This window comes from Mycobacterium sp. P4_H6 (genome assembly GCF_056400845.1).
This window is the reverse complement of the sequence record NZ_JBFUKN010000077.1, coordinates 1-18,336: the sequence shown is the minus strand read 5'-3', so window position 1 is coordinate 18,336 and position 18,336 is coordinate 1. Positions and strand designations below refer to the sequence as shown.

The 18,336-nt window shown below is 67.5% G+C and carries 18 protein-coding genes; 8 read left to right on the top strand and 10 right to left on the bottom strand.

Annotated elements, in window-relative coordinates:
• Nucleotides 1-9 precede the first annotated feature (9 nt).
• The 7 genes from AC1DTF_RS24910 to AC1DTF_RS24880 all read left to right on the top strand — a co-directional run bounded on the left by AC1DTF_RS24910 (nt 10) and on the right by AC1DTF_RS24880 (nt 9,883).
• Nucleotides 10-2,361: a hypothetical protein gene (locus AC1DTF_RS24910; RefSeq protein ID WP_477476009.1), complete on the top strand. Its 2,352-nt coding sequence runs from the start codon at nt 10-12 to the stop codon at nt 2,359-2,361.
• Nucleotides 2,358-5,948 carry a murein biosynthesis integral membrane protein MurJ gene (gene murJ, locus AC1DTF_RS24905; RefSeq protein ID WP_477476008.1) on the top strand — a complete coding sequence of 1,197 codons (3,591 nt, stop codon included), beginning with the start codon at nt 2,358-2,360 and terminating at the stop codon, nt 5,946-5,948. The genes AC1DTF_RS24910 and murJ overlap by 4 nt, the downstream gene beginning before the upstream one ends.
• A 99-nt stretch (nt 5,949-6,047) precedes the next feature.
• Nucleotides 6,048-6,644, top strand: coding sequence for an RNA polymerase sigma factor SigM (sigM, locus tag AC1DTF_RS24900; RefSeq protein ID WP_057169184.1), 597 nt, complete (start codon nt 6,048-6,050; stop codon nt 6,642-6,644).
• Between the two features lie 7 nt (nt 6,645-6,651).
• Nucleotides 6,652-7,152, top strand: coding sequence for a hypothetical protein (locus tag AC1DTF_RS24895; RefSeq protein WP_477476007.1), 501 nt, complete (start codon nt 6,652-6,654; stop codon nt 7,150-7,152).
• A gap of 95 nt (nt 7,153-7,247) precedes the next feature.
• The gene (gene trxB, locus AC1DTF_RS24890; RefSeq protein ID WP_477476006.1) at nt 7,248-8,210 is read left to right on the top strand and encodes a thioredoxin-disulfide reductase; all 963 of its coding nucleotides are present in this window, start codon (nt 7,248-7,250) and stop codon (nt 8,208-8,210) included.
• A gap of 25 nt (nt 8,211-8,235) precedes the next feature.
• Nucleotides 8,236-8,568, top strand: a complete 333-nt coding sequence (gene trxA, locus AC1DTF_RS24885; RefSeq protein ID WP_057169181.1) for a thioredoxin — start codon at nt 8,236-8,238, stop codon at nt 8,566-8,568.
• Between the two features lie 130 nt (nt 8,569-8,698).
• Nucleotides 8,699-9,883 carry an N-acetylmuramoyl-L-alanine amidase gene (locus AC1DTF_RS24880; protein WP_477476005.1) on the top strand — a complete coding sequence of 395 codons (1,185 nt, stop codon included), beginning with the start codon at nt 8,699-8,701 and terminating at the stop codon, nt 9,881-9,883.
• On the opposite strand, the gene AC1DTF_RS24875 is transcribed toward AC1DTF_RS24880, so the two are convergent.
• The 10 genes from AC1DTF_RS24875 to rpmH all read right to left on the bottom strand — a co-directional run bounded on the left by AC1DTF_RS24875 (nt 9,880) and on the right by rpmH (nt 17,028).
• A complete protein-coding gene (locus tag AC1DTF_RS24875) occupies nt 9,880-10,596 on the bottom strand; it encodes a hypothetical protein (RefSeq protein ID WP_477476004.1) in 717 nt (238 codons plus the stop codon). The two genes, AC1DTF_RS24880 and AC1DTF_RS24875, sit on opposite strands and share 4 nt — an antisense overlap.
• Nucleotides 10,589-11,338 (bottom strand): acetyltransferase, encoded by a 750-nt coding sequence (locus tag AC1DTF_RS24870; protein ID WP_477476003.1) that lies wholly within the window; start codon nt 11,336-11,338, stop codon nt 10,589-10,591. Before AC1DTF_RS24870 ends, AC1DTF_RS24875 begins: the two co-directional genes overlap by 8 nt.
• A gap of 257 nt (nt 11,339-11,595) precedes the next feature.
• Nucleotides 11,596-12,600 (bottom strand): ParB/RepB/Spo0J family partition protein, encoded by a 1,005-nt coding sequence (locus AC1DTF_RS24865; RefSeq protein WP_477476002.1) that lies wholly within the window; start codon nt 12,598-12,600, stop codon nt 11,596-11,598.
• Between the two features lie 100 nt (nt 12,601-12,700).
• The gene (locus AC1DTF_RS24860) at nt 12,701-13,789 is read right to left on the bottom strand and encodes a ParA family protein (protein WP_477476001.1); all 1,089 of its coding nucleotides are present in this window, start codon (nt 13,787-13,789) and stop codon (nt 12,701-12,703) included.
• Nucleotides 13,699-14,382, bottom strand: a complete 684-nt coding sequence (gene rsmG, locus AC1DTF_RS24855) for a 16S rRNA (guanine(527)-N(7))-methyltransferase RsmG (protein WP_082614334.1) — start codon at nt 14,380-14,382, stop codon at nt 13,699-13,701. The genes AC1DTF_RS24860 and rsmG overlap by 91 nt, the downstream gene beginning before the upstream one ends.
• Nucleotides 14,383-14,451: 69 nt before the next feature.
• A complete protein-coding gene (locus AC1DTF_RS24850) occupies nt 14,452-15,012 on the bottom strand; it encodes a Jag family protein (protein ID WP_057169175.1) in 561 nt (186 codons plus the stop codon).
• Nucleotides 15,013-15,084: 72 nt separating this feature from the next.
• Nucleotides 15,085-16,161 carry a membrane protein insertase YidC gene (gene yidC, locus AC1DTF_RS24845; RefSeq protein ID WP_477476016.1) on the bottom strand — a complete coding sequence of 359 codons (1,077 nt, stop codon included), beginning with the start codon at nt 16,159-16,161 and terminating at the stop codon, nt 15,085-15,087.
• Nucleotides 16,162-16,204: 43 nt separating this feature from the next.
• Entirely contained in the window at nt 16,205-16,489 is a 285-nt protein-coding gene (gene yidD / locus AC1DTF_RS24840) for a membrane protein insertion efficiency factor YidD (RefSeq protein ID WP_477476000.1), read from the bottom strand.
• Nucleotides 16,486-16,863 (bottom strand): ribonuclease P protein component, encoded by a 378-nt coding sequence (gene rnpA / locus AC1DTF_RS24835; RefSeq protein WP_057169172.1) that lies wholly within the window; start codon nt 16,861-16,863, stop codon nt 16,486-16,488. The genes yidD and rnpA overlap by 4 nt, the downstream gene beginning before the upstream one ends.
• Before the next feature lie 21 nt (nt 16,864-16,884).
• On the bottom strand, nt 16,885-17,028 hold the full coding sequence (gene rpmH / locus AC1DTF_RS24830; protein ID WP_068001749.1) for a 50S ribosomal protein L34: 144 nt from the start codon (nt 17,026-17,028) through the stop codon (nt 16,885-16,887).
• Between the two features lie 583 nt (nt 17,029-17,611).
• Between rpmH and AC1DTF_RS24825 the strand changes: the two genes are divergently transcribed.
• Nucleotides 17,612-18,336, top strand: a 725-nt coding sequence (locus tag AC1DTF_RS24825) for a DnaA ATPase domain-containing protein (protein WP_477475999.1), incomplete at its 3' end; no start/stop codon positions are given.

Genomic DNA, 18,336 nt, shown 5'->3' with positions numbered 1-18,336 from the left:
TGCGCGAGGGTGCTCCGCGTCCTCACCGCCGCGGTGCTGCTGTTGCTCTTCGCGACTCCCGCCCTGCTGCCGCGCGCCGCCGCCGGCGAACCGGGTGACACCACGTTCCTGACCTTGCGCATCGACCGTGTCACCCCCGACACCGTCACGACCACCACCGGCTCGATCGTCACCGTCGCCGGCACCGTGCGCAATATCGGTGACCGTCCGGTGCGGGACGTGGTGGTGCGCCTCGAGCACGCCCCGGCGGTCACCGGGTCGGCCGGTCTGCGCACCAATCTGTCCGGCAACCTCGACCAGTACGTGGCGGTCGCTCCGTTCGTCACGCTCTCGACCGAGCTGCAACGCGGCCAGGAGGTGCCGTTCACGCTGTCCTACCCGGTGCGCGGTACCCAAGAGCCCTCGCTGCAGATCGATGAGCCCGGCATCTACCCGGTGCTGGTGAACGTCAACGGCACCCCCGACTACGGGGCTCCCGCCCGGCTCGACGACGCCCGCTTCCTGCTGCCCGTGCTCGGTGTGCCGCCCGATCCCGCGACCGGCGATGCCGAGGGCGTGACCGCGGTGGTGCCGCCGGACACCTCCCGTCCGGTCGCGATGACGGTGCTGTGGCCGCTGGCCGACCGGCCCCGACTGGCCGCCGGTATCCCCGGCGGGACCACCCCGGTCCGCCTGCTCGACGACGACCTGGCCGCCTCGCTGGCCCCCGGTGGCCGGCTGGACACCCTGTTGTCGGCGGCCGACTTCGCCACCAGCGCCCAGGTCGACGACGACGGCGCCATGGGCTCGGCGTTGTGCCTGGCCGTCGACCCCGACCTGCTGATCACCGTCAACGCGATGACCGCCGGCTACGTCGTCAGCGACGACCCGAACGGCGGTCTCAACGCGCCCACCCATCCGGGCGCCGGCCAGGACGCCGCGGTCAACTGGCTGGGCCGGCTCCGGGCGCTCGCTCAGCGCATGTGCGTCGCCCCGACCGTCTACGCCCAGGCCGACCTCGACGCGCTCAAACGGGTCGGCGACACCGGCCTGAGCGCCGTCGCCACCGGCGGGGCCGCCGATATCGTCGACCAGATTCTCGGAGTGCGTTCGGTACGCGGCGCCACCCTCCTCGGTGACGGGTCGCTGACGCCGGACGCGGTCTCCATGCTCGGCGCGCAGGGGCCCACGGTCGCGGTGGCTCCCGCCCCGCTGCCGGCCGGGGACACCGGTGCCGCCGATCTGGCCCCGCAGCGCAACTCCCTCGACGTCGTCACCGCCCCCTTCGACCCCGGCCTGGCGGCCGCGCTGGCCGGTGCCGGCGGCGCCCCGGCCACCCCGAGCCACCTCGGCGACGAACTGCGCATCCCGCTGCGCCACGACTCCCGGGTGGCCCGGCTGCAGGACGCGATCGGCTCGCTGCTGTGGCGCGGCCTGGCCCCCGATACCGAACCCCGTACCCAGATCGTGATGCCGCCGCTGACCTGGGATCTGAATCCCGACGAGGCGCAGCGCGTGCTGACGTCGGTGGCGACGGCCATCGGTGCCGGACTGGCCTATCCACGACCGCTGCGCGCGGTGATCGCCGAGGCACCGCGCACCGCGCCGCCCGAGCCCGTCGCGGCACCCGAGCCGTCGGCCGAGTCCGCAGACCGGTTCGACAACGGCGTGACATCCGGCATCGCCGCCATCACCGACAGGCTCTGGGGCCTGACCTCGGCGCTGACCGTCGATCAGCGCACCGGTCTGACCGGCACCCAGTACACCGCCCCGCTGCGTGAGGACATGTTGCGCGCGCTCAGCCAGTCCGTCCCCGATGACGAACGCAACGACGCCGCCCAACAACGCCTTTCGACCGTCAGCCGGACCGTCGCCGATCTTTTCGGGGCGGTCACCGTGGTGAATCCCGGCGGCTCCTACACCTTGGCCACCGAACGCAGCCCGTTGCCGCTGGCATTGCGCAACGATCTTCCGGTGCCGATCCGGGTGCGGCTGCACATCTCCGCGCCGCCCGGCATGACGGTGACCGACCCCGGGGAGATCGAACTGCCACCCGGATTCCTGCCGCTGCGGGTGCCGATCGAGGTGCACTTCACCCAGCGGTTCGCCGTCGACGTGAACCTGAGCACCGCCGACGGCTTGCCGCTCGGCGATCCGGTGCGGCTGTCGGTGCATTCCAACGCCTACGGCAAGGTGCTTTTCTTCATCACGCTGACCGGTGGCGCGATCCTGGCGCTGTTGGTCGGCCGGCGGCTCTGGCACCGGTTCCGCGGCGAACCCGACCGCGCCGACCTGGTTCCGCCTACGCGGCGACCCGATCCGCTGGACACGGCGCTGGCCCACGGCTCCGACCGCGCCCGACCCGCCGACGAGCCGCGATGAACGCACCGCAACGGGTTCCGCGCGGGCACGACACCCGGCGCCGGGCCGGCGGTCCACACGACCAACCCCCGAACACCCGCCCGCCGCGTCAGGAACTCTCGGACTCCGCGGTGGTGTCCCGGTCCTGGGGGATGGCGCTGGCCACCCTGGTCAGCAGGCTCACCGGGTTCGGTCGGATGGTGCTGCTGGCGCTCATCCTGGGCGGGCCGCTGCTCAGTTCGTTCACGGTGGCCAACCAGCTGCCGAACCTGATCGCCGCCCTGGTGCTGGAGGCGACGTTCACGGCCATTTTCGTGCCGGTCCTGGCCCGCGCCGAACGCGACGATCCCGACGGCGGTACCGCGTTCGTGCGGCGGCTGGTCACCCTGGCCACCGCGCTGCTGATCGTCGCGACGATCCTGTCGGTGGCGGCGGCACCGCTGCTGGTGGACCTGATGCTCGGCAGCGATCCGCTGGTGAACCGGCCGCTGACCACCGCGTTCGCCTACCTGCTGCTCCCCCAGGTCGTCTTCTACGGACTGACCTCGGTGTACATGGCAATCCTGAACACCCGCAACGTGTTCGGTCCGCCCGCCTGGGCGCCGGTGCTCAACAACGTCGTCGCGATCCTGACGCTGGCGGTGTACCTGCTGGTGCCCGGCGAGCTGTCCATCGACCCCGTCGAGATGGGCAATGCCAAACTGCTGGTGCTCGGCATCGGCACCACCCTCGGCGTGGTCGCCCAGGCGCTGGTGCTGATCCTGGCGATCCGCCGGGAACGCATCAGTCTGCGACCGCTGTGGGGTATCGACGACCGCCTCAAACAGTTCGGCATGATGGCGCTGGCGATGGTGCTGTACGTGCTCATCAGCCAGATCGGCCTGATCGTCGGCAACCAGATCGCCAGCGCCGCCTCCGCTTCCGGGCCCGCGATCTACAACTACACCTGGCTGATCCTGCAGCTGCCGTTCGGCATCATCGGGGTGACCGTGCTGACGGTGGTGATGCCGCGGCTGTCACGCAACGCCKCCGCCGACGACGGCCCCGCGGTGCTGGCCGATCTGAATCTCGCGACCCGGCTGACCATGCTGACGCTCATCCCGATCGTGGCGATGATGACCGTCGGCGGCCCGGCCATCGGCAGCGCGCTGTTCTCCTACGGCAACTTCGGCCAGACCGACGCGGGATACCTCGGCATGGCGATCACGCTGTCCGCCTTCACCCTCATCCCCTACGCCCTGGTGCTGCTGCAGCTGCGGGTGTTCTACGCACGGCAGCAGCCGTGGACGCCGATCGTGCTCATCCTGGTGATCACCGCGGTGAAGATCGCCGCATCGGTGGCCGTCCCGCGTCTGGTGTCGGAGCCCGGGATGGTCGCCGGATACCTGGGTCTGGCCAACGGGCTGGGCTTCCTGGCCGGTGCCACCATCGGCTACCTGGTGCTGCGGGCCAACCTGAACCCGCCCGGCGGCAAGATGATCAGCCTCGACGTCATGCGCACCATCCTGGTGACGATCGTCGCGTCGATGATCGCCGGACTGGCCGCCCACATCGTGGATCAGCTGCTCGGACTGGAGGCGCTGACCGAACACGGCGGGGGCCTCGGTTCACTGCTACGGCTACTCGTGCTCGGCATCATCATGCTGCCGATCCTGGGTGGCGTGCTGTGGGCGGCCAAGGTGCCCGACGCACTCGCCGTGGGGGCCGCGGTCCGCCGTCGGCTGCCCGGCCGCGCAAAGGTGGCCACGCCCCGCACTTCCAGGTCTGATGGCCGGGCGGTCACGTACTCTGATCACAGCAATTCGTATCCGATGCGGCCTCCACGCCCCCCGGCTGCCCGCCGGTACGGACCGCACGCGGGGATTGCGCAGCAGCAGATGCCGAAAGGACCAGCGGTGAGCGATAAACCCGTGAGCGGTTCGGCGCCCGGGGCAGGTGCTCGACCCGAATCCGACCCCGAACCGGGGGCGACGACCCGCATTCCCGTGACCCCTGATTCGCGGCCCTCGGCCGGCGACTTCCAGCCCGACACCGGTGGCTTCAGCACCCGGCCGCCCGCCGACTACGGCGGCGACCCGACCCGTGAACCGTTGGCCTTCGATGCCCCGCGCGAGCCCGCGCTGGAGGCAGCGACCGCCGACGAGGACATCCATCTCATCCCGGGCGCCACCATTGCCGCGGGGCGCTACCGGCTGCTGGTGTTCCACGGCGGCCCGCCGCATCTGCAGTTCTGGCACGCCCTGGACACCGCACTGGACCGCCAGGTCGCGCTGACCTTCGTCGACCCCGACGCCGTGCTGCCCGACGCCGAGTTGCAGGAGATCCTGACCCGCACGATGCGGCTGTCCAAGGTGGAGACCACCGGGATCGCCCGCGTGCTCGACGTCGCCCGCACCGGCTCGGGCGGGCTGGTCGTCGCGGAATGGATTCGCGGCGGATCGCTGGCCGAGGTCGCCGAGACCTCGCCGTCGCCGATGGGTGGCGCCCGCGCCATCCAGTCGCTGGCCGCTGCCGCCGAGGCCGCCCACCGCGCCGGGGTTGCACTGTCCATCGACGACCCGAGCCGGGTCCGCGTCAGCATCGAGGGCGATGTCGTCCTCGCCTTCCCCGCGACCCTGCCCGAAGCCACCCCCGAGGACGACATTCGCGGCATCGGCGCCGCGCTGTACGCGCTGCTGATCAACCGGTGGCCGCTGCCCGAGTCCGGTGTGCACAGCGGCTTGGCCGCCGCCGACCTCAACGCCGCGGGCCAGCCCGTCGAGCCGCAGTCCGTCGACGGGGACATCCCGTTCCAGATCTCGGCCGCGGCCGCGCGCGCCGTCCAGGAGGAGGGCGGTATCCGCAGCGCGCCCACCCTGCTCAACCTGTTGCAGCAGGCCACCGCGGTCGCCGACCGCACCGAATTCATCGCACCGGTCGACGAACCCCCGGCCGGTTCCGCCGCCCGCCTGGCTACCGGCGGGACCGATCCGGACGCTGCCGCGCGCCGCCGCAAGGGCATGATCATCGGCCTGGCCGCCGGCGGTGTCGTCGTGGTCGTGGCTCTGGTGATCCTGGCGACCGTGCTCAGCCGCATCTTCGGTGATGTGGGTGGCGGACTCGACCGCGACGAGCTCGGGTTGAACAACCCCAGCACCTCGGCCGACGCCGAGTCGGGCAACACCGTGAAACCGGTGCGCGCCACGGTGTACTCGCCCGAGGGCGAGGCCGACGCGCCCGCCGATGCGGGCCTGGCGATCGACGGGAATCCGTCCACCGTGTGGCCGACGGACACCTACTCCGATCCCGCCCCGTTCCCCGGCTTCAAGAACGGCGTGGGCCTGATGCTGCAGTTACCCAAGCCCACGGCGCTCGCCTCGGTCACCCTCGACGTGTCCAGCACGGGCACCGCCGTCCAGATCCGGGGTTCGGACACCGCCAACCCGGACGCCCTCGAGGACACCACCGCGCTGACCGATCCGACGACGTTGAAGAAGGGCTCCAACACCATCGAGATCGAGAATGCGGAAGCCACTCCGTATGTGCTGGTGTGGATCTCCACGTTGGGCACGGTGGACGGCAAGAGCCGTTCCGATATCTCCGAGATCACCCTCAAATCGGGGTCCTGACACAGTTATCCCCAGCCCTGGACTGCAGAACCAGCAGCTCAGGGCGCTGCGGCGAAGAGGTGCGGAGACAGTCACGCCGGCGGCCCTAGTGTTCGGCAGGTGGGGAGTTTCGGGGGATGCTCTGGGCGGGAACGCACCGATGAGCAGTTGCTGGCGGCGCACGTCGCGGGTGATCGCTACGCGTTCGAGGAACTGTTCCACCGTTATCAGCCGCAGCTGTACCGGCTGGCGCTGATCACCACCCGCTGTCCCGACGACGCCCGCGACGCCCTGCAGGACGCGATGCTGTCCGCGCACTGCGGCGCACCCAAGTTCCGGCATGACTGCTCGGTGAGCAGCTGGCTCTACCGCATCGTGGTGAATGCCTGTCTGGACCGGCTGCGCCGGCACAAGGCGCGGCCCACGACACCCCTGGAGGCGCTCGCGTCCGCCGGCGCGATCGGTGATCCGGCGCCCGGGGTGGACACCGCCATCGTCATCGAACGGGCGCTCATGCGCCTGCCGGTCGAGCAGCGGGCGGCCATCGTCGCCGTCGACATGCAGGGGTTCTCGGTGGCCGAGGCCGCCCGGATGCTGGGGGTGCCCGAGGGCACCGTGAAGAGCCGCCGGGCGCGGGCCCGGAGCAAGCTGGCCGGCACGTTGGGGCATCTGTGCACGGCGGCGGTTACGGCCGAAGCGGGCGTGGCCGCGCGATGATGGGTGGGTGCAGCGCAACGCTCCCCACCGGGTGGTTCCCCCGGGCACCGGGCACCACCGGCAGCATCGGCCTGCGCTGCGCTGGCGCCGGGTGGCCGCCGGCACCGGCGCGCTGGCCGGCGTGCTGGCCCTCGGTATCGGGGTGTTCGCCGTGTCCGGCGACGAGGAGGCCGACCCGGGTTTCTCCCGCGCCCCGGGGACCAGCGCCCGGCACCTCACCGCACGTGCCTCCGCGATGCCCCTGACCGACGCGCAGATCATCCAGTTGCTGCAGCGACCGCCCGAACTGGGACCGCTGCGCGACCCGCAACCCTGCCTGAACAGCCTGGACCACTCCGCGCAGACGCGGATCCTGGGCGCCGCACCGGTGACGCTGGGCACACGACCGGCCGTGCTGCTGGTATTGCCCGCCGCAGACCCGTCCGCCGTCGTGGCCGTGGTGGTGGCACCGGATTGTCCGGCCGCCGGCACCGGGGTGCTGGCCCGGACGGAGTTACCGCGCCCCTAGTCCGTGCCCCGACGACCGCACCCGGGAACACCCGGGCCTACCCTGATGTTTGAACAAACGGCCGTGTAAACGGCAGAAAGGCTGGGATATCCAGGATGTCCACCACTTCTGAGGTCACGTCCCCCATTCACGACGTGATCATCATCGGCTCAGGCCCGGCCGGGTACACCGCGGCGGTCTACACCGCGCGGGCCCAACTGCATCCGTTGGTGTTCGAAGGTATCCAGTTCGGTGGTGCGTTGATGACGACCACCGAGGTGGAGAACTACCCGGGGTTCCGCGAAGGCATCACCGGTCCCAATCTGATGGAAGAGATGCGCGAGCAGGCGCTGCGTTTCGGTGCCGATCTGCGGATGGAAGACGTCGACGAGGTCGACCTCACGGGTCCGATCAAGACCGTCACCGTCGGTGACGAAACTCACCGCGCCCGCTCGGTGATCCTGGCGATGGGTGCGGCCGCGCGCCAACTCGGTGCTCCCGGCGAGACGGAACGCATCGGGCTGGGTGTCAGCACCTGTGCCACCTGCGACGGCTTCTTCTTCCGCGACCAGGACATTGCGGTGGTCGGCGGCGGCGATTCGGCGATGGAGGAAGCGATCTTCCTCACCAAGTTCGCCCGCAGCGTCACGCTGATCCACCGCCGCGAGGAGTTCCGCGCGTCGAAGATCATGCTGGACCGCGCCCTGGCCAACGACAAGATCACCTTCCTGACCAACAGCGCGATCACCGAGATCGAGGGCGATCCCAAGGTCACCGGAATTCGGTTGCAGGACACCGTAACCGGTGAGGAATCGAAGCTCGCGGTGACCGGCGTGTTCGTGGCGATCGGCCACATCCCGCGTTCGGATCTGGTCCGCGGGCAGGTCGGCGTCGACGAGGACGGCTACGTGCAGGTCCAGGGCCGCACCACCGCGACATCGCTCGAAGGCGTGTTCGCCGCCGGTGATCTGGTGGACCACACCTACCGGCAGGCCATCACCGCCGCCGGTTCGGGCTGTTCGGCTGCCATCGACGCTGAGCGTTGGCTCACCGAATTCCCCGCTCCGACAGAAGAATAGACCCCACACCAGTTAGGAAGATCCGATGACCGAGAACTCCGCTACTGCCGTCGTAACCGACGACTCCTTCTCCCAGGATGTGCTGACCAGTTCCACTCCGGTGCTGGTCGATTTCTGGGCCACCTGGTGCGGCCCGTGCAAGATGATCGCCCCGGTGCTCGAGGAGATCGCCTCCGAGAAGGCCGGCGAACTGAAGGTGGTCAAGCTCGACGTGGACGCCAATCCGGCTACCGCGCGGGACTTCCAGGTGGTGTCGATCCCGACATTGATCCTGTTCAAGGATGGTGAACCGGTCAAGCGTATCGTCGGCGCCAAGGGCAAGGCCGCCCTGCTGAAAGAGATCGCCGAGCACGCCTGACGGCGCACCGCTCTCCCGAATCACACTCCCGGGTTTTCCGGATTTTCGCGGGCATCTGAGACAATACTGACAGTCCGAACTGCAACCGTCGGCGTCCTGCGGGCGGTGCAGCGTGTCTGAAAGGCCAGGTATGTCGATTCTGCGTCGCGGCGACCGGGGAAGCGCGGTCATCGAGATCAGGTCGGCTCTGGCGGGTCTGGGGCTGGTCAACAGCCCCGAGGCCGACCTGAGCACCGGCAGGCATGTCGCGGTGGACGTCTTCGACGCCGATCTCGACCATGCGGTGCGCGCTTTCCAGCAGCAGCGTGGTCTGCTGGTCGATGGAATGGTGGGTGAGGCGACCTCGCGTGCGCTGCGCGAGGCCTCCTACCAACTCGGTGCCCGAACGTTGTCGCATCAGTTCGGGGCGCCGATGTACGGCGATGACGTCGCCACCCTGCAGGCCCGCCTGCAGGATCTCGGCTTCTACACCGGACTGGTCGACGGACATTTCGGCCTGCAGACCCACAACTCGCTGATGTTCTTCCAGCGCGAGTACGGGTTGTTCCCGGACGGTATCTGCGGTCCGGAAACGTTGCGTTCCTTGTACTTCCTGGGTTCCCGGGTGACTGGCGGTTCGCCGCACGCCATCCGCGAAGAGGAGTTGGTTCGTCGCTCCGGCCCGCGGCTGTCCGGAAAGCGGGTCATCATCGATCCGGGCCGCGGCGGAGACGACCTCGGTGCCATCATCCAGGGACCCGAAGGCCCGCTCAGCGAGGCAGATATCCTGTGGGACTTGGCCAGCCGGCTCGAAGGCCGGATGACGGCCATCGGGATGGACACGTTCCTGTCCCGGCCGGCCGGTCAGAGCCCCACCGATGCCGAGCGCGCCGCCACCGCCAATACCGTTGGCGCAGACTTGATGATCAGCCTGCGCTGCACCAGCCACCGCAGCCCGTTGGCAAATGGTGTGGCCTCGTTCCATTTCGGCAATTCGCACGGTTCGGTGTCCACCATCGGACGCAACCTCGCCGATTTCATCCAGCGAGAACTCGTGGCGCGCACCGGATCCAGTGATTGCCGGGTTCACGGCCGCACCTGGGATCTGTTGCGGTTGACCCGGATGCCTACCGTCCAGGTGGATTTGGGCTATGTCACGAACTCGCAGGACCGCGCGCTGCTGGCCACCAGCCAGTCTCGCGACGCCATCGCCGAGGGCATGCTGGCCGCGGTGAAGCGCCTCTACCTGCTCGGCAAGAACGATCGGCCGACGGGCACCTTCACGTTCGCCGAACTGCTGGCCCACGAACTGTCCGTCGAGCAGGCCGGGCGCTAACCGGCGAAATACGGCGGCAATGCCGACACCGCGTCCAGGCTCACGCGCGTGCTCGCGGCGGTGACGACCAGCAGACCGACCGCGAGTAGCGCCGAGATGGTCCCCGGTAACCGTGCGGACTGCCGCCAGGCCCACCCACTGCAGATCACGAATCCCAGTGCTACGACAGCTGTTTCGATGGCCATCACGGCGTGATACCGGCCGAAACTGACCACCAGGGCGTCGAGCACCGGTGCGGACCGCCGCCCGGCGAGGGCCTGCCCGATCTCGTCATAGGTACGGGCCGTCTGCGCGCCGTCGGGCATCGGCAGCGCCTGCAGCAGCGCGGTCAACGGAGCCGCCGTCGCCTGGACGTTCACCATCACCAGCATGAGAGCAAAGAGAACCAGAGCGCCGAGCACGTAACGGAGCGCCCCCGGTCGGCGTGAAACACCGAGTGCGACAAGCACAGCCAGCAGAGCGGTGGCGATCACGATCTTGATGGCGTGGTATCGCCGCCAGTAGTCGATGAGGTGGATCAGGCCTGGGGTCATGGCCTGATCGCCCGACCGCCACGACGCGACCAGCTCCACGCGAAAAGCGGACTCGACCAGGTCCCCATCGGTCAACGCCCCGAAATCGCCACCGGCCAAGGTCGCCGGTGCCAGGAAGAAGCATGCCGCCAGGATCAGGGCCGCGACGAGCAGGTATGCCGACCGGCGGTTCTCACCCAAACGCGGCCGCGCCGACCGGAGCCTGCAGTCGCGCACTCTCCAGCAGACGCTCGAGGGCGGCCTCGACATCCGCCTTCCATCCCAAGCCCTGTTCGAGCTCGAGGCGCAGGCGCGGAAAGTACGGGTGCGGTGCCACGACCTCGAAACCCATCTCGATGAGCAGATTGGCATCGATGATGCACTGGCCCGCCGAGCAGTCGCCGAGTACTTCGATCACCTGTTCCAGATCGGTGGGGACGCCCGACTCCGGACACAGATCGTCCGCCAACGGGGTCCGCGCGAATGCCTCTAGCGCGCGGACACCACGGCGCACCAGATCTGCGACCACTGCGGTGATCAGCCCGCGCGAGAGATTGTCGCCGTCGTCGGCGGACTCCAGCCCGATCGACGTCAGCAGCACGGCATCGGCGCTGACCGGTCCGGTCGGAAACTTCCGGGCGCGCGGTACCGCGCCGGGGGGTGCGTAGAAGACGTAGCCGAGACAGGACTCGTCGTTGAAGAACTCGGGGCGACCAGAATCCTGCTCCCCCGGTTCGACCGCGCTGCGGATCGCCAACTGCGCGCACGATCCCCACTCGAGCATGACCATCGACAGCCAGGCTTCCTTCTCGAATTCGGGATCGGCGAGGTGATCGTCACCGCCAAGGGTGGACGGATCGACTTCCCAGAACACGCATCGCCGCGCATGCTTCGGTAACTGCTCGAATGCCTCGAGCCGCAGCGGGCTGATTCGTGCTGACACTTCGACTCCCCAACCTTCACATGGTTCCGGCGCGCACGGATGCCACTCCAGGATAGGAGAAGGCACTCCGCTCGGCCCACCGAGCCTGGCTAAGTTCACCGAATCGGCCTGTGACGTCAAATATGTTGTTACGCATGACATCTCCTTTCCGAAGCGATGTTTCAGCGAGCTTCCGCGGATCCAGCGTCACAGTGACGTAATTCGCCTGTGTCTCTGGTCCTGGGCGTGCAACGCGGAATCGGTCATTTTTGCGACCGTTACTGCTTCGCGGAGTTCATCAGTTCGACGATGCGCTGCAGATCGTCGACCGAGCCGAATTCCACCACAATCTTGCCCTTGCGTTTGCCCAAGCTCACAGTGACGCGCGTATCGAAGGCCGTGGAGAGCTGTTCAGCAACGTCCTGCAGACCCGGCATCTGGATCGGTTTGCGTCGGGGCGCCGGCGGATCGCTCGGTCCGTTGCGATTGGCCAGCGTGACGGCTTCCTCGGTGGCGCGCACCGACAGACCTTCCGCCACGATCCGCGCGGCCAGCTCCTCCTGCTTCTCCGGACCACCGTCCAGGGATAGCAGCGCCCGTGCATGCCCCGCCGACAGCACGCCGGCGGCGACGCGGCGCTGCACCGGGATCGGCAGGCGCAGCAGGCGAATCATGTTGGAGATCAGTGGTCGCGAGCGTCCGATGCGCGAGGCCAGTTCATCGTGGGTGACGCCGAACTCGTCGAGCAGCTGCTGATAGGCGGCCGCCTCTTCCAACGGATTCAGCTGCGCGCGGTGGATGTTCTCCAGCAATGCGTCGCGCAACATGCTGTCGTCCGCGGTCTCCCGGACGATCGCCGGGATCGTGGCCAGACCTGCCTGCTGGGTCGCGCGCCACCGGCGCTCCCCCATCACGAGCTGATAGCGCGTCGACCCGTCGGCGGGCACCGCCCGCACCACGATCGGCTGCATGACGCCGAATTCGCGGATCGAGTGCACCAGTTCGGACAGTGCCTCCTCATCGAAGACCTGCCGCGGCTGGCGCGGATTGGGGTCGATCTGCCCGGGGTCGATCTCCCGGTACACCGCACCGAACTCCGATGTCGCGGGCACCTCGGCGCCGTTGTCGGAAACGGGTGCCGGTGCCGGTGCGCCACCCATCAGGATGTCGGCAGTGGCGTCGCCGATCCGCGGACCTCCCAGCGCTTCACCCTCTGCCGGGCCGGTGGGGATCAGGGACGCCAGGCCGCGACCCAAGCCACTGCGTTTCTTCGCCTGGTTCATGCTGCCTGTCCCCCTACGTGGATTCTCTCGCTACCAAAGTACTGCGCGTACAACCGGGCTTCCGGGACGGCCGGCCCGTGCCCGCCGAAAACGCTACTGCTCATTCCCGTGGGCCGCCCTTGGTTCTCCCGCGTTCGGCGATCTCCCGGCTGGCGTCGAGGTAGCTCATTGCTCCACGTGAACCCGGGTCGTAATCCAGAATCGTCATCCCGTATCCAGGCGCCTCCGAGACCTTCACGCTGCGCGGAATCACGGACCGGAGCACCTTGTCGCCGAAGTGCGCGCGGACGTCCTCGGCCACCTGATCGGCCAGTCGGGTCCGCCCGTCGTACATCGTGAGTACGACGGTGGTGACGTCCAGGTCGGGATTGAGATGCGCCTTGACCATCTCGATGTTGCGCAGCAACTGGCCCACCCCCTCGAGTGCGTAGTACTCGCACTGGATCGGGATGAGCACCTCAGGTGCCGCGACGAGCGCATTGATGGTCAACAGGCCCAGCGATGGCGGGCAGTCGATGAAGACGTAGTCGAAGCTGTGTTCCTTCAGTCCGGCCAGTGCGGACCGCAGCCGCCCCTCGCGGGCGACCATGCTGACGAGTTCAATCTCGGCGCCCGCCAGATCGATGGTCGCCGGCACGCAGTAAAGGCGCTCGTTGTGTGGACTGCGTTGCAGGGCCGTCTCGAGCGGGATCTCGCCGATCAGGACTTCATAGGAAGACGGGGTGCCCTGCCGGTGTTCGATACCCAAGGCCGTGCTGGCATTGCCCTGCGGGTCGAGATCGATCACCAAGGTCTGCAGTCCCTGGAGTGCCAACGCGGCCGCAACGTTGACCGCCGTGGTCGTCTTCCCGACGCCGCCCTTCTGGTTCGCGATGGTGAACACTCGCTGGCGATCCGGTCGCGGCAGTTCTCCGTAGCGCTTGTGCAGCAGCCGGGTGGCGCGCTCGGCCTCGGCGGCGATGGGGGTGTCGGCCACCTGGTCACCCTTCCAGGTGCCCGCCGCCGGAGTCCATGTTTCACGTGAAACATCGTCGCTGGGGACAACGTCGCCGGCGGACGGCTGATTGCTCGCGTTCCCGCGATTACCCCTGCCGAACTTCATCGTTTCCTCCTGCCGGGTCGCGAGGCAACCGCTCCGCGTCGTGCGACCACCACGGTGGCGGGTGGCTGTAGAAAGTCCACGCCACATCTCACCACCTTCACCTCTGTGGCTCCAAGCGAACTCAACGCTCGCTGGTGCTCCTCGATCTCATCCACGGCACGTTCCCCCTTCAGTGCCAACATCCGTCCGCCGGTGCGCAGCAGCGGCAGACTCCAGCGCGACAGTTTGTCGAGCGAGGCGACCGCGCGCGACACCACCGCATCCATCTCCCCGGCCTCATCGCGCACCGATCGATCTTCGGCCCGGCCCCGGATCACCGCGACATCAAGACCGAGTTCATCGATCGCTTCTCGTAAGAACTCGCTGCGGCGCAGCAGCGGTTCGATCAGCGTCACCTTCAGATCGGGCCGCGCTATCGCCAACGGTATACCGGGTAGACCGGCGCCACTTCCTATGTCGGCGACCCGCTCCCCCGGCTCGAACAGTTCGGCCATGGCCGCGCTGTTGAGCAGATGGCGCTCCCATAGCCGCTCGACTTCGGACGGGCCCAGCAGACCACGTTCGATCCCGGCACCGGCGAGGATCTCTCCGTACTGCCGCGCCACCGCCAAACCCTCGCCAAAGCAAAGAGCCGCCGACTGGGGCGCCGGACTCAGTTCGCCATGTTTCACGTGAAACATCCTCCGGTTGCGCTCCAGGCCGACGGCCCTGAACTTGTCGCTAGAACTACATGCGTGTAACTAAGCGCATCACGCGGGCAGCACGACGACGCGGCGCGACGGCTCCGCACCTTCGCTCTCGCTGCGGACACCGTCAACGGCGGCCACAGCGTCGTGCACGATCTTGCGTTCGAACGGAGTCATCGGCGACAGCTCCTCGCGCTCTCCGGACTCCAGGACCCGCTGGGCGATCTTGTCGCCAAGCGCCGCCAGCTCGTCGCGGCGGCGGCGGCGCCACCGGGCGATGTCCAGCATCAGTCGACTGCGTTCGCCGGTCTTCTGGTGCACCGCCAGCCGGGTCAGCTCCTGGAGGGCGTCGAGCACCTCACCCTTGCGACCGACCAACTTGTTCAGGTCGCTGCCTCCGTCGATGCTCACGATCGCGCGGTCACCCTCGACGTCCAGATCGATGTCACCGTCGAAGTCCAGGAGGTCCAGCAACTCCTCCAGATAGTCACCGGCGATCTCTCCCTCCGCGACGAGACGATCTTCCAGATCCTCGGCGGGAGCGTCGTCCGCCGCTTCTTCGGTCACCAGCTCGCTGTCCTCGGGCGCGGCGTCCGTGCGCTCGGTGGTTTCGGCGTCAGTCATATCCGTGTTCTCCTTACTTCGCCACGTCCGCCCCCGGTGGGTTCCCGGGTCGATCGGCTCTCGGCTTGGCTTCTAGCGCTTGCGCTTCTTGGGCCGTGCGCCCGGCCGCGGAGTGCCCCCCGGCGTTCCGTTGGACGCATCGTTGTTTCTGCCCGTGGGGGCAGATGTCTCTGAGTTGCCGGCGGCCTCCACGGCCGTCTCCGGCTCGGTGAGTTCTTTCGCCGACTTCGCGGGTGACGTGCCGTCCACATCGTCTGCCGCCGGATCCTTCGCCACCTTGCGCGCCTTGTTCGGCTTTTTGCCGGGTGCGGGAGCATTCGCGTTTCGCCGTTCGAGGGCCTCGGCCTTCTTGGCTTCTTCTTCCTGCTCGATCTTGCCGAACACGTAATGCTGCTGACCGAAGGTCCACACGTTGTTCGAGACCCAGTACAAGATGATCGCCAGCGGCAGGAACGGGCCACCGACGACAACACCGAGCGGGAACACGTACAGCGCCAGTTTGTTCATCATCGCGGTCTGCGGATTGGCGGCGGCTTCGGGACTCTGGCGGGCCACCGACGCGCGACTGTTGAAGTAGGTCGCGATGCCGGCGAGGATCATCAGCGGCACACCCACGCCGATGATCGCGATGCGGCTCACATCGAAACCGATGAACGCCTGCCAGCTGCTCTCCGACTGGATCATCGTGGCACCCAGCGGAGCACCGAACAGGTTCGCCTGCAGGAAGTGCTGAACATCCACCGCGCTGAACACATAGTTGGGCAGCTCTTTGTTCAGTTCCAGATCGAGGCCGAGTTCGCCGAAGTTGTGGCCGGTCCGGTTGAACGAGCGCAGCACGTGGAACAGACCCAGGAACACCGGCACCTGTGCCAGCATCGGCAGGCACCCGAGGATCGGATTGAATCCGTGTTCCTTCTGCAGCTTCTGCATCTCCAGCGCCATCCGCTGGCGGTCTTTCCCGTACTTCTTCTGCAGCGCCTTGATCTGCGGCTGCAGTTCCTGCATCTGCCGGGTCGTGCGGATCTGCTTCACGAACGGCTTGTACAGAATCGCGCGCAGCGTGAACACCAGGAACACCACCGACAGCGCCCAGGCGAAGAAGTTCGTGGGCCCGAGGATGAAGGCGAACGCCTTGTACCAAACCCACATGATCGCCGACACCGGGTAATAGATGATGTCGAGGCTGAACCAGTTAAACAACGGAATCGCTCCTGACGACTTCCACAGAAGTCTTATCGCCGGTCTTGTCGCCGCGCTCGGGTATCGGGTCCCATCCGCCACGGTGCCATGGACCGCATTTGGCCAACCTCACCGCGGCCAGCCAGCCGCCGCGGATCAACCCGTATTCGGACAACGCATCCACGGCGTACTCACTACAGGTGGGGGTGAACCGGCACGACGGCAAGCGCAGCGGAGAAATCATCGTCCGATACAGCTGGATCACGAAGATCACGCCGCCGGCGGCCCACCGGGTCACGGTCGGCTCGGCTTGGGGGTGCGGGTCTTCTTCAGCGCCGCCCGAAGTTCGGATTCGAGGCGGGCCGAGATGGCGTCCCGGCTGCCCGGCAACGCACGGATCACCACACGAGCGCGTGGACCGAGATCGGTCGCGTCATCGTTGATGAGGTGAAAGGCCGCATGACGCAGCCGGCGTGAGACACGGTGACGTTGCACCGCGGAGCCGACCGATTTGGACACCACGAGGCCTATCTTGGGTCCGTCATCAGAGCCGTCAGGAAGCCCGTCGTGCAACGCATGCACGACGAGATCGGGCTGAACCGCCCGTACTCCTTGGCGAACCGTGACACCGAAATCAGTAGACCGTGTCATCCGGTACCGGGCCGGAAGCACTGCCCTGAACCCTGCGTCGAATCACGCAGTCAGGGAACGGCGGCCCTTGCTACGGCGGCCGGACACGATCGCGCGGCCTGCACGCGTACGCATACGCAACCGGAAACCGTGCACACGGGCCCGGCGGCGGTTGTTCGGCTGGAAAGTCCGCTTGCCCTTGGCCACGGCTGTTTCTCCTCGTTCGGTCTGGTGTCGACAACCTCGGTCACCATGACAGTCATGGCAGCCGAGGACGCAGCCACCGTTGGTAAGCTCATCCATCTTGCCGGCGCGGCACCTCTGCGGTTCTCAAGAGAACCACCGAGTCGCAGCCGTATCGCCACGTGCGGGCGACTGTTCGAGGGTACTGACGAGATTTGCCTGGGTCAAACCTGGCCAGACCCGCTCGCAGTCGGCCCGAACTCAGCCTCACCCGGTAACAAAAGCCACATCAGTCACCAACTTTGCCTTGCCTGTGAGGAACCTGTCGGCAATGTTGCAGAACGGTTGGCACTCCGAGAGAAAACTGTTAGCTTTTCGCAATGCCGTTTCGAAGTGGAACGGCGCCGGAACCAGAGCGAGGACGACACCGGCCGGGAGCCCGCAGACCACAATCGGTATGTGATGAGCTCCGACACGGGATCCACGCCCACAGATAGCGCGATGATTACTACTGATTACTGTCCACAGTCTGTGGATAACTATGTGGACAGTTTGTTATCGTCGCCCCCCGGGACATCCCGAGGAAGCCGTTAGGGGGTAGGCGTCGTTGACCGCGGACCCCGATTCCTCGTTCGTCACCGTCTGGAACAACGTCATCTCCGAACTCAATGGGGAGACACCGTTCGGCGAGACCGTCAACGGCGGCCCACGTGAGCAACTTCTCACCGCACAGCAACGTGCCTGGCTGAAACTCGTCAAGCCCCTGGTCATCACCGAGGGATTTGCTCTGCTGTCGGTGCCCTCCGCGTTCGTCCAGAACGAGATCGAACGACTGCGCGAACCGATCGTCACCGCACTCAGCCGCCAACTCGGCCAACGGGTGGAACTCGGCGTCCGCATCGCCACTCCCGGTCCCGAGGACGTTCCGGAGCCCGAGGCCGCATCCGGGCACGACGAACCGCACGCGACCGACAACGAAGAGGTCGACGAGGACGGCGAGGCCCTCGCCAGTGCGGAAGCCAGCTGGCCGACGTACTTCAACCGGTCCCAGCCGGCCGCCCCGGAAGCCAACGCCGTCAGCCTCAACCGGCGCTACACCTTCGAGACGTTCGTCATCGGCGCCTCCAACCGCTTCGCCCACGCCGCCACCCTCGCCATCTCCGAAGCACCCGCGCGGGCCTACAACCCGTTGTTCATCTGGGGTGAGTCCGGCCTGGGCAAGACACATCTGCTGCACGCGGCCGGCAACTACGCGCAACGGCTCTTTCCCGGGATGCGCGTGAAATACGTCTCCACAGAGGAATTCACCAACGACTTCATCAACTCCCTGCG

What these genes read in the sequence shown, in the direction of transcription:
- trxB (WP_477476006.1), top strand. Translation starts at nt 7,248, where the DNA reads ATGTCCACCACTTCTGAGGTCACGTCCCCCATTCACGACGTGATCATC.
- trxA (WP_057169181.1), top strand. Translation starts at nt 8,236, where the DNA reads ATGACCGAGAACTCCGCTACTGCCGTCGTAACCGACGACTCCTTCTCC.
- AC1DTF_RS24880 (WP_477476005.1), top strand. Translation starts at nt 8,699, where the DNA reads ATGTCGATTCTGCGTCGCGGCGACCGGGGAAGCGCGGTCATCGAGATC.
- AC1DTF_RS24865 (WP_477476002.1), bottom strand. Translation starts at nt 12,600, where the DNA reads ATGAACCAGGCGAAGAAACGCAGTGGCTTGGGTCGCGGCCTGGCGTCC.
- AC1DTF_RS24860 (WP_477476001.1), bottom strand. Translation starts at nt 13,789, where the DNA reads ATGTGGCGTGGACTTTCTACAGCCACCCGCCACCGTGGTGGTCGCACG.
- rsmG (WP_082614334.1), bottom strand. Translation starts at nt 14,382, where the DNA reads ATGTTTCACGTGAAACATGGCGAACTGAGTCCGGCGCCCCAGTCGGCG.
- AC1DTF_RS24850 (WP_057169175.1), bottom strand. Translation starts at nt 15,012, where the DNA reads ATGACTGACGCCGAAACCACCGAGCGCACGGACGCCGCGCCCGAGGAC.
- yidC (WP_477476016.1), bottom strand. Translation starts at nt 16,161, where the DNA reads ATGTGGGTTTGGTACAAGGCGTTCGCCTTCATCCTCGGGCCCACGAAC.